Raw genomic sequence first — 11,882 nt, forward strand, 5'->3', positions numbered from 1 at the left:
TCCTCACTTATGAACGGCAAGTGCATCCTGAATGGCGGCGATCACATCATCCTGACGGTCATGAATGAAAAAGTGCCCGCCGGGCAGATTTTTGATCTTCATGCTCCCGCTGATATACTGCTCCCACTCTATCCCGTTCTCTGCAGGCATCAAGGGATCATCGGTACCGACCATGACCGTGCAATCCACCGGAAGCTTCACGCGCCGGCCGTTGCCGGCATACAACTCGTAGATTCTATAGTCCGCTTTGATGATCGGCAGGAAAACTCTCATTAGCTCTGAATGATTAACCAGTTCCTGAGCCGTACCGCCCAGTTTGAGAATTTCTTGAAGGAATAGCTCGTCCGGCAGTTTATGCAGTTGCTCCTCTCCATAACGCAGGTGCGGTGGATTACAGCCGGAGAAGAAGACATGTTCCGGAAGCGCCTGTCCGCTCTCCAGGAGCCGCACACTCAGTTCATACGCCGCCAGTCCTCCCAGGCTGTGTCCGTACAGCGCATATGGACTCCCCTGAAGCTGGCTGCCCAGATGCTGTACAAGATCGTCAATCAATGACTCCATACTGTCGCATAGCTTGGACCCGAACCTTTTGCCTCTGCCTGGAAATTCAAGGGGGACCACTTCGATATTGGCCGGCAGCAGGGTCCTCCATTTCAGGTAGATGGCTGCGGAACTGCCGGAATAAGGAATTGTAAAAAGCTTGATAGTCATAAGGAAGCCTCCTCTTGAATCACTTGCGGCTGTGTCTGGTTGTCCGTTAACCCGGCTGGGTACAGCGGGAACCACATTTTTAACAGTCTTAAGGCAGAAAACATCGTTCCTGTAATTGCGGTCATAATCATAGCTGGAACTATCGTAAACGGTGCCCATACGACAATAAATCTCCAAGGATAACCCCAAAAAAGCATTTTGGGTATATACCAGGCCACACCCATAATAAGAGCGGCCAGGATCACCAAACCGGATGTCTTGGCGTATAGGGAGAAAGAAGGTCTCCTGCGCAGCCGTCTGCCATTGCGGATCAGGCGCAGATCCTTGACCCATGCGTAGAGCAGCCAGAGACATAGAGCCGTACAAATAAGGATCATGATCTGTCCTGCGAGATTCGCTGTGTCCATAGTATCCATGGGTGCGGCGGCAGGACTCAGATCTTGCTGCAAGGCATATAGTCCTTCGCAAATGGCGTAAGTCGCCGTCGTATTCCGGTTACCCAGAACAGCAACTCCGATTTGTTGGACTGGATCAAACAAGACGTACGAAGAGAAATTGGGATTATTGCCTCCGTGTGAAAAAAGGGTATGATCTCCTTTGTTAAATACTAGCCAGCCACCCCCATAGCGAAAAGATGTTATATACGGAGGAGTTAGTGTTGCCTTGACCGTTTCATCGGGAATCTGTGCACGGGCAATGGCTCCCCCAAGCGCTGAAGGCGCCGCTGCCGGGTTCATCTGCAGATTCAACCAGCGGGCCATATCCGTAGCGCTCGACAAGATGTAGCCTGCGGGTGTATTCCCGCGGTAGACGGGGGCTTGATACTCTCTGTTGCCGATAAGTCCAGGCTTGTAGCCTTGGGAGATTTCCTTGCCGCCTTGCAATATCGCTCTGCCTGCGGTTGTCAGCTCTAATCCCAAAGGCTGAAAGATTTCAGCGGACATATAAGATTCATAGGACATCCCGCTCACCGCTTCAATAATTGCACCAAGCACATCATAATTACCGGTGGAGTACAGAAATTGGGTCCCCGGTTTAGACCAGAGCGGATTCTCGCTTAGTCCGCGCACCGTATCCTGAAGTGCGGTGTCTTCGGTGGACGGATCTATCCGTGCAACAGAATCACTGCCCAGCCCACTGGTCTGGTTAAGGAAATGCCCAACCGTTGGTTCGGCAGCCTCCCCCTTTGCTTGCAGTGTTAACCATGGCAGATAGCGGGTTACTGGCGCTTCCAGGTCTACAAGCCCTCGTTCGACAAGCAGCAGCAGACCGACACTGGTGAAGGCTTTACTGTTGGAGCCAATTTCGAACAAGGTGTCTGGGGTTACCGGTATATTCCGGCTGGCATCAGCTTTGCCATACCCCTTAACATAAGTCTTGTCACCGCGAAGCACCGCTACAGAGACACCGGGAAGATCCATCTGATCCATCAGCTTAAGCACATATTTGTCAACGGACTCAGCTGAAATCCCGCTATTAGCAGTATTTGCCGAAGCTGGCGGCATCGCAGCTATGCCAAGCAGCATACAGGCACAGAGCATTTTGATTAGCAATCGGTTCATGTTATCCCCCCTGTTACTTGAATAACGAATCCAATTCCTCCTGCGTCATATCCACTGCATCAAAATCAGCGGGCGTCCAGCTTGGCTCCCTATGAACAGGCGGTTGACTGAGAAGTTCTGCAAAGTGGGCTTTATACCGCTCCATCCACTGCTCCATGACCTTGTCCGGCATACTGGAGGGAGAACGCAACTCCAGATACAGTATGCGCTTCAGAATATAAGCGTTGATCTCCAGTACGAATGGTGTTGCATTGTCTTCAGCTATATCCGGTCCTGTGGGTTCATTCAGAACACGCAACAGCCCATTCGCGTAATCCTCCTGAAATTCCCCAAGATAATTGAATACAATCCGGGGAACAGCCGGTGTAATCAGTCCCAATCCATAAGCTAAAATGCCATATCCCAGACCTTTGCGGGGCACCGCCCTGAACTGTTGGAGGATGTTATCCCTCCTCTCGATTACAGTTGTACCGGCCTGAGCGGTGATTCTGACCGGATACAGACTGGTGAACCAGCCAGTGGTACGCGAGAGATCCATGTCAGGGAACAAGGGCTCCCGGCCATGTCCTTCCAGCCAAATGACCTGCGTCTGCCAGTTCCCGGTATCCTGAAATGCCAAGGCAAGTGCAGTCTGCAGCAGCTCATGGGGCTGCAGACCGTTAATCTGCTGGCACTGTTCAAGCAATAGCCCCGTTTCAGCAGGGCTGAACGTCAGCGTACGAAGTGTTGTGCGTCCACTACCCGGTTGCCCAAAACAAAGCCAATGATCATCTGGGAGGTTGTAATTTCCATTCCAATATTCCCGCTCCCGCTGGACCAGCGGTTCAGCACGTTCGCTCAGTGCCAGCGCCCAGTGCTTGAACGATGATGTTTTGGGCAGCCACTGGCATTCTCCCCGAAGCAATCGTCCCAAATCCTCCAAAATAATCCGCCATGAGACACCGTCTATACAGACATGGTGAGCCGCCAGCAGCAGACGATTAGCACATCCCGGCTCGATAATTAAGCAGGCGCGGAAAGGGAACTGATCCTGCTGAGTAAGACGTATGCCTGCCTTCAGTGCGGAGGTATACGTCAGGAACTCTTGCTCCCGTTGTGTAGGATCAAATTCGGTCAAATCAAGTACATCAGGCTGAAACTTAGCCACAGAAAGTTCGTTGTTATAGGAGAGAATCTGCTCTACAGAGTCATAATGCAAGCGCAAGGAGTCATGGTTCTGAATCAACTGCCTTAAACTGTCTTCAAGGGTATGCATGGCAATATCTTCCCGGATCTCCAGCAGCATCGATTGCAGATAGTAGTCTTCATTCGCAAGCTCACGGGAGAAGAACCACGACAGGATCGGTGTCAACGGGATGATTCCCTCCGGCGGCCCCTGTGTATGAACCTCTTTATCTTCAGTGAGATGCAGAAGCATTTCGCTAATGAGAGGATGATCCAGAATATCTGCCGCGCTGAGTTGAAGTCCTTGATTTTTGAGTAGGCTTGAAATCTGAATGGCTTTGATGGAATCCCCGCCCAGATTGAAAAAACGGTCCTCCAGGCTGATTTCCTTACGCTCCAGAATGGTCCGCAGTGCGGATAAAAGCCATTTAGTCTGACTCCCCCCTTCGTACTCCTGGACCTGTACTGCGGCGTCATCCAGTTCTTGTGCAAGCTGCCTCCGATTGGTCTTCCCATTAGCAGTTAGCGGAATCTCTGTTCTAAAAATGATACGTCCCGGGACCATGTATCCAGGCAGGATGCCTGCTAGACGGCTGCGGATATCGAGCGCTGTAAGCGAGCCTCCGACAATACAGGCGACCAGTTCCATGCCGGGACCTTCACCCTCCGTCATGACAACTGCATTACGGATACCCTCCATCTCCAGCAGGTGATGTTCGATCTCTTCCGTCTCGATTCGGTAGCCTCTAACCTTAAGCTGGGTATCACAGCGGCCGATATATTCCATCACACCGCCTTCACCCCACCGGACCAGATCCCCCGTACGATACATCCGGTTGCCTTTGTTCACTGCATCCGGCAAGAAGCGTTCCGCCGTCAGCCCGGGTTGATGGACGTAGCCATCTGCAACACCGGGGCCGGAAATGTAGAGTTCTCCCTTCGCGCCTGGAGGCAGAGGCCGCAAATCCCTATCCAATATATATAGCTTCGCATTTGCAGCAGGTACTCCGATAGGCACGGTTGCCCCCTTGTCTGTTAAGGGATCATAACGGTAAATCATACAGCCTACGGTTGCTTCCGTTGGCCCGTATTCGTTATAGATAGCTACAGTAGGACCGTAGGCTTGCTGAACGGCCGCCGCAACACCGGTCTTGAGACTTTCCCCGCCTACAATCAGTGTCCGCAAGGCAGCATTCGGCCTCCGTTCTTGCCCCATAAGTGCAAGATGGGAAGGGGTGAGCTTGATTACTGTAGCCCTGTTCTCGTTCAGAATCCGGCTCAAGGTATAGTCCTCGCCGCCAGAGGGGTATATCCTCAACTGGGTGCCGCTGACCAGGGGTACGAATAAGGAGGTCAGCGTCAGATCAAAGGCAATTGAGGAATAAAAGGCGAACACCTCATGTTCCGAGGTCAAGTATTCTGCCGCTGCCCAAGTGATATAGTTGGCCAGGTTAGAGTGAAGAACTTTTACCCCTTTGGGTGCTCCTGTAGATCCCGAGGTATATAGAATGTAAGCTGTTTCTTCAGGCCTCGACCTCTGCTGTGCTTCCTGAGACAACGGCCTATGCCGGAGCAGATGCCGGGGATTGCGCGTGGGGATAAGCCAGCCGGAAGCCGGTTCCTCTGACAGATCGGTCAACAGGCAGATTGCTCCCGAGTCTCGAAGCATATACTCCGCTCTGGCGGGCGGAACTCCGGGGTCAAGCGGCAGAAAAGCCGCACCGCACTGAAGAATCGCCAGCATTGCAATGACCAGTTCGGGAGAATGATGCATCCGTACACCTATTACGCCTGACACATGCGGGAATTCTGCGGTCAGTGCTGACGCAAGGCAATTAACCTGCTGCGCCAATTCTGCAAAGGTCTGCTGCTCCTCTGCACAGCTCAGGGCAATCCGGTTGGGATGGAGCCGAACCTGCTCTGCGTATAGATCCATAACCGTCTTTTCAAGTGAATAGTTGTGGATAGAAGGCTGATTGTAATGAATCAAGGTTTGTTTGCATTGCCTTTCGGTAGTCAGGGTTAGTTCCTTCAATGGAAGGTCTGGAGTATGCACCATCTGATTCAACACATGCAGGAGACAGTCCACCAGCGTTTCAGCCTCATCCTTGCCAATGATCTGAGTCTGGTAGTCCAGAGTGAACAATAACGTGCCATCCTCAGACCAGTCCTTGATCATCAACTGTACGGGATAAGCCTGCTCGCCGGAGTAGAACTCCTCATTGCTAATCCTCATGTTGTCCACGGTGGTTAACAGGTGGGTATTATAATAATTCACAGCGGCCTGGTATAGGCTGCCATGCCCATTTTTCCGCAGCTGAAGCTGCTGTGCAAGGAGATCGAACGGATACTTGTGATTGGCGAGATTACGTGAATATTCACGGCGTACCCGCTGTACAAATGCCCGGATGGACAGGCCTTCCTTAAGGTGCAGCGACAGCGGCAGATTACCAGTGAACATGCCAACGGTTGCTTTGGTGTGAGAAGAGCGGTTGGATACGGGTATAGACAGGATTACATCCTCTCTCTGGTAATACCTGCCTAGTACCAACCCGAATGCGGCAGATAAAAATAGGGGCAAAGACACATTAAGCTCTGGCAGAATACGGGTAATCTGCTCTGTGGCCTGCTTGTCGAGCAGGCGGGTGTAACGTCTGCCGGCGGGAGCAGTGGCCCTTTTGTCAAATAGCGGTTCGGGAAGAACATCAAATTTGTTCTCCCAGAATTGTTTGTTGCTCTGACAACGCTGAGAGCTCAGGTATTGATTTTCGAGATCGAGATAAGTCAAATAGGAGGGTTCGGACACAGCACTGTCAGAGATGTCTTCCCTGCCCAGCGATTCATAATGTCCGAGAATTTGTCTGGTCAGCAGGTCCATGGACCAGCCGTCGCAGATGATATGATGGGCTTTCAGGAGAAAACCATTATTCAGCTCCCCCACCTTGAAGGTAGCGATGTGGTATAAAGGAGCATCGAAAAGCTCAAATCGTTGTGCCGCTTCGGTCTTCACCCACCTCTCAAAAACCGTCTGGGGATCGGCATATGAGCTGAAGTCGTAGTGGGGCAACGGCTGTAGCGAATGAATATCCGCTACATATTGTTGCGGTTCACCGTCTTGTGCCTGCAAACGCAGGCGCAGGCCATCATGAGACTGAATCACATGTTGGATCGAAGTTTCCAAACGGGGGAAATCGAGCGTTCCGTGAATACGGACACAGCCACCAATATGATGTACGGCTGTCTGGGGATGAAGGCATTCGGTATACCAAATTCTCTTTTGGGGATGGCTTAAACGATGCAAGGCCTTATTCACAAGATCCATGTCAGTGTCCGCCTTTCGCAGATATAGAATTCAGTCTCCAGGATTCAATGGATTCGGCTAATCGGGCTATCGTCTGCTGCTCCAAAAAAACTTCAAGTCTAAGTGTCACGCAAAGCTGTTCACATAGATGTGCATGTAAGGAAGCTGCCAGCAGCGAGTTGCCTCCCAGTTCATAATAGTTGTCGTTGATTCCGATCGGGGCCACCCCCAGATACAGCTCCCAAGCTGCAACCAGCTCCCGTTCAACCTTTGTTCTTGGTGCGATGTATCCACCCAGCTGCTCTGGCCGCAAGTTGACGGGTTCCACCATGGGCTGAAGCGGTCCCGTAGTATCCAGTGCAGAATCATCACGCTCCACCCAGCAGCGTGTTCTTTCAAATGGATAGGCAGGCAATTCAATGCGGCGGCGGCGCTCCCCTTGATAATAAGCCTTCCAATTGACGGGGTAGCCTTCCATCCAGACTTTGCCGAGAAGAAGGTAAACGCTCTTCCATTCTGTGGTTCCATGACTCCCCGAAGATTCAGCAAGATTCATATCCAGCACCAGCCGATCGTTCTCATTCCTACTGCTGGTCTGTACTGAGGCTCCGTATTCCAGGGCATCCGTGAGATACGCTGTCCAATAATCACTACTGCTCCACTCTGCATGAGTCATCTGGCTCCTCCCCGGAGGTGCTGCAAGCGGAACTTTCATCGGTCCCGTTCTCATACTGGAGACGCGTTGCCGGTAGCTTCGGACAATGCTACCCTGCGCCTCCCCCGAAGTTGCGAGTGCGGCTGTGTAGGAGCTGCCCAGATACAAAGCATCCGCATGAGTCAGGAGGCCACAGGCATAAGCGGCGGCAAATAAGCCGCTGCCTGTACCTTGGCAGCCCGAGGGATGGATTCCCCAGCTCTCCCAGAGTTTGAATAAGGAGATCTGCACGGTTAAGGCGTATGCGGCTTGTGCCTGCAATGCCTCAACTCCCTTGCCGAACCATTCCTCTGCCAGGTTGTTACCCTGCACGAAGTTGCTGTAGAATACCTTTTCCTCAGCCATCCATTCCCCAAGCTCAGGAGTCTCGAAACTGGATAGATCCGGGAAGTGGAACAAGGGCATGCCCGCAAGCTCAGGGGCATCTTTCTTCCCAGTCTCCCGTTCCATCCACTCTGTCTCCCCTCCACAGCCGTATAGCCAAATGGCCCGGTGCTCAAACAGCTTCCGTCCGGTTTGCAATGTAAAGGCTGCATCTGCTAACAGCTCTTCTGAAGCCGGGCTTAGAAATTGCTGCAAGGAGTGCTTTTTCCTCTTGAGCGCCTCTGCACTTTTGGCGGAGAGTACGAACAATTTGCTGCGCCGCAAGGAAGGTCCCTTCGGCAACGCCGGTGCTTCTTGCAGGATAACATGTGCATTGGTACCTCCAAGCCCGAAGGAGCTGACCCCAGCCAGACGCCGTTGATTGGGGCTGCTCCACTCCAGCGGAACTGGATTCAGATAAAACGGGCTCTGGCCGGTCATCAACCTGTCATGTGGTGTATCTGCGTGAATAGCGGGTGGCAGTATCCTCTCTCGCAGGGCCATGACTGTCTTGATTAACCCAACGATACCTGCGGCTGGTCCCGTGTGACCGACGTTAGATTTAACCGAACCCAAAGCACAAAAAGCGTTTTTTTCAGTATGTCTGGCAAATACCTCATGCAGTGCTTCAAGCTCAATCGCATCTCCTAAAGGAGTGCCGGTACCATGAGCTTCTATGTAACTGATGTCCCTGGCGCTTACGTCAGCGTTCATTTGTGCGCGTTCAATAACCTGAATCTGACCTGTGACAGCGGGAGCTGTATAACCGGCTTTGAGGGCTCCGTCATTATTGACGGCAGAACCTTTAATAACAGCATAAATTGTGTCGCCATCTTCAAGGGCATCGCTGTATCGTTTCAGTACGACGCAACCTGCCCCGTCGCTGTATAGGGTTCCAGTAGCCTGCTTATCGAACGCCCTGAGATGCCCATCAGCAGACAACAACCCATTATCTTGATAGTAATAGCCGTTGGTTTGGGGAATGCCAAGTGTCGCCCCTCCGCATATCATCATGTCACTGGAGTAAGTGAGCAGACTCTCACACGCCAAATGTACAGCAACCAGCGAGCTGGAACAGGCAGACTGGACATTCAGCACTGGCCCGGTAAGGCCTAGCTTGTAAGCGGCCATCATCGCCGCATGGTCTTTCTCACTTGCGATCTGCATTTGGAGTTCGGAGGCTGCTCTGTTGCCATTAAGAAGCGGCATTAGGTTGAACATCTGATAATAGTTCGCGTACACACCAGCATACATCCCGATAAGACCCTCATAGGTTCCCGGATCACATCCCGCTGCCTCCAGTGCTTCCCAAGCCATCTCCAGCAGCAGACGATGCTGCGGGTCCATTAAAGACGCCTCTCTGATATTGAAATTAAAGAATGTAGCATCAAAATTCTCAATGTTCCGGATGTTGGTGTTTGTGCGAATAAAGTTGTGCCTTCCCTCCGCAGAAGTAACTCCTACTGTATCCTGTAAGGATGTGTCAGCAACGACCTCTTCGCCAGCCAGAATTGACTTCCAGAATTGGGAAACGGTATCAATTCCAGGCAGACGGATGGAGAGGCCAATAATGGCAATATCCGCCTTATTATCATCATATTCGTGCTCCAATGACATGAGATCACTCCCGTAATATTGCTTATATTCAATATCATTGTAGTATTAAAACTGATTTTGACGAGGGCTTGATATTACCTACTATACTATGAAAATATTTAAATAAATACCATACTTTAGGACTATATAACAATAAAAATTATTATTTTAAATTTAAGTTAAATAATAAAATAGTCTACGTATCAGCAGCATTCGACGTCCGATTATGTCGTAATATGCCAGAAGTTAAATAATGCGCAAATTCCGGAAAGTGCTATTAGTATCAATTTAGGTATAGAGTGACTTCAAATTAATATGCTAGAATCGTAGAATCGTATAGCTATCCTGTTTTGAGAACGGACTGCATATTTCGCAAGCTTCACAATAACGAAAACAAATCAAAATCTTCTAAGACAGGTGTTGGATATGTCCAAAATTCTTGCTTTTAAGCTCCCGGAGCAGCTAAGTCTGGAGAGCTATGCTTATTTTACAGCACAGGTAACAGAAGAACGTCGTGCACGGCTCGCCCGGTTTTTCCATAAGGAAGATGCGTATCGTTCTTTATTTGGCGAGATACTGGTGCGCTACATCCTCTGCAGCCAGCTGGGTCAACGGAATGGAAATATTCAATTCGAGGAGAATGCATTCGGCAAACCGGGGGTGTCTGGGCTGCCGGATTTTGAGTATAATGTGTCTCATTCAGGAGATTGGGTGCTGATGATCTGGGGAATGAATGAGGGTTCTCTCGGAGTAGATATTGAGCAGATACGGCCTATAGATATTCAAATAGCAGAGCGGTTTTTTTCTGTGGAGGAGCGAGAGGCGTTACAGGCCAAGTCTGCCGGAGAGCGGCAGGATTTTTTTTATGACCTGTGGACATTAAAGGAAAGCTATATCAAGGCAATTGGCACCGGGCTGTCCCGGCCACTTGATTCATTTACGGTACAGCAGCGTGAAGATGGTAACTTTGGTCTGATCACAGAAGCAGAGTCAATGTACTTACAGACCTATACTATCGCCCCGGACTACAAAGCTGCCGCTTGTTCAAGCTGTTGCACACTGCCGGAAACAGCCACTTTTATTAAGCTCAGTGAGCTCTATAGATCTCTCTATTGAGGTTCACAATGTCTTGGTGCGAATATCCTCCAATAGCTGCCGATAGCTTCTCTATCACTTTATCGCGTTGGAATGGGGCTTTTTCTTTATTTGCTTTTTTTAACGCTGCGGTTAGTTCCTCTGTGGTAAGTTCTGTGCAGTACGCAGGGGTCCCTGGCTGTTGTCGCCACGAATCACTTAAAGATCCGCTAAAAGCCTAGTCGGACCTAATGTCCACCAACCTCTAATAACGGATATAAATGCGTCTTTCCTAAAATAATAAATAGAAGGGGTTGTCCCAAAAGCCATGAAATGGCTGCTTGGGACGGCCCTTTGTTTTGGAGTAAGATCAACGTGAACACTTGGGTGGACGCTGCGCGAACGGACCGTTGTTCCAATCGCTGTGCTCTCCAGATTTTTTTCATTCCCCTTAGCGGTGAAAATCCGGAGACCAAGGCGACCGCTGCCGCTTTTCCACAATCGTTCCGTTCTCTCCGCTGTTTAAGCGGAAAATGGACGACAATATTTATAAAAACGCAAAAAAAGAAACCTCTCTTTTGTTAAAATGGAGTTACCACACAACCATTTCAAAGGAGGGGTTTCTTTGTACATTCAATAGTCCATGGACCAACTTTGCTTGCCAATGGATCTCGAAGAAGATATTCCTTCGAACCACCTCGCTCGTGTCGTTAACACAGCTGTAAATCGGCTGGACGACTCCATCTTTGACGCTGCTTATCCCGGCGGTGGCCGCGATAGCTACCATCCCAAAATGCTCACCAAAGTCATCATCTACGCGTACACTCAACGAATCTATTCGTCTCGCCAAATCGCCAAAGCGGTACGGGAGAACATTCCCTTCATGTGGCTGGCCGGACGGCAGCGACCCGACTTCCGCACGCTGAACCGCTTCCGTTCCCAGCGGATGAGAAATGTCCTCGAAACGGTATTTACCGGCGTGCTTCAATTTCTGGCTGACGAAAAATACGTGTCTCTGGAGCATTAATTTGTGGATGGCACCAAGAACGAGGCTAACGCGAATCGTTACACTTTCGTGTGGGGCAAAGCGGTTAATAAGCATAAGGCCAAACTCCAAGAAAAGGTACAGGCTTTGTTTGAGGGCATAGAGGCCGCAGAGAAACAAGAAGAACAGGAACACCGTGGCCAGGACCTGAACGAACTTGGCGGGTCCACCGAGATGAACAGCGGGAAACTCGAACAAGTGACTCAGGCGCTGGAGTCACAACTGCTCGAAAAACCCAAAGACAAATCCCTGAAAAAAGCCGTTCGGAAGTTGCGTAAGGATTTGCTCCCTCGACTGCAGAAGTACGAACAATATCAAAAGCTGCTTGGGGACCGGAACAGTTTTAGCAAG

At 50.5% G+C, this 11,882-nt stretch carries 5 protein-coding genes and 2 pseudogenes; 2 read left to right on the forward strand and 5 right to left on the reverse strand.

Annotation, left to right across the window (positions count from 1 at the left end; translation table 11 throughout):
- Positions 1 to 3 precede the first annotated feature (3 nt).
- Genes ACFSX3_RS27720 through ACFSX3_RS27735 form a run of 4 tightly spaced genes read right to left on the reverse strand, consistent with a single transcriptional unit; the run spans position 4 to position 9,433 of the window.
- Complete coding sequence (locus ACFSX3_RS27720; RefSeq protein ID WP_209993042.1) at positions 4 to 711, reverse strand: thioesterase II family protein; 708 nt, start codon at positions 709 to 711, stop codon at positions 4 to 6.
- On the reverse strand, positions 708 to 2,273 hold the full coding sequence (locus ACFSX3_RS27725) for a serine hydrolase domain-containing protein (protein WP_209993043.1): 1,566 nt from the start codon (positions 2,271 to 2,273) through the stop codon (positions 708 to 710). Before ACFSX3_RS27725 ends, ACFSX3_RS27720 begins: the two co-directional genes overlap by 4 nt.
- 13 nt (positions 2,274 to 2,286) lie before the next feature.
- A complete protein-coding gene (locus tag ACFSX3_RS27730; protein WP_209993044.1) occupies positions 2,287 to 6,759 on the reverse strand; it encodes a non-ribosomal peptide synthetase in 4,473 nt (1,490 codons plus the stop codon).
- Between the two features lies 1 nt (position 6,760).
- Positions 6,761 to 9,433: a type I polyketide synthase gene (locus ACFSX3_RS27735; protein WP_209993045.1), complete on the reverse strand. Its 2,673-nt coding sequence runs from the start codon at positions 9,431 to 9,433 to the stop codon at positions 6,761 to 6,763.
- 405 nt (positions 9,434 to 9,838) lie between these two features.
- Between ACFSX3_RS27735 and ACFSX3_RS27740 the strand changes: the two genes are divergently transcribed.
- Complete coding sequence (locus ACFSX3_RS27740) at positions 9,839 to 10,528, forward strand: 4'-phosphopantetheinyl transferase family protein (RefSeq protein ID WP_209993046.1); 690 nt, start codon at positions 9,839 to 9,841, stop codon at positions 10,526 to 10,528.
- On the opposite strand, the pseudogene ACFSX3_RS27745 reads toward ACFSX3_RS27740, so the two are convergent.
- Positions 10,500 to 10,718 (reverse strand): annotated as a pseudogene (locus ACFSX3_RS27745) (3-hydroxyisobutyrate dehydrogenase); the annotation flags it as partial. The gene ACFSX3_RS27740 and the pseudogene ACFSX3_RS27745 sit on opposite strands and share 29 nt — an antisense overlap.
- Before the next feature lie 411 nt (positions 10,719 to 11,129).
- On the opposite strand from ACFSX3_RS27745, the pseudogene ACFSX3_RS33330 reads away from it, so the two are divergent.
- A pseudogene (locus tag ACFSX3_RS33330) lies at positions 11,130 to 11,882 on the forward strand (transposase); the annotation flags it as partial.

The sequence above is a fragment of the Paenibacillus rhizoplanae genome (assembly GCF_042684125.1).
In the GTDB taxonomy this organism is placed as follows: Bacteria; Bacillota; Bacilli; order Paenibacillales; family Paenibacillaceae; genus Paenibacillus_AQ; species Paenibacillus_AQ rhizoplanae.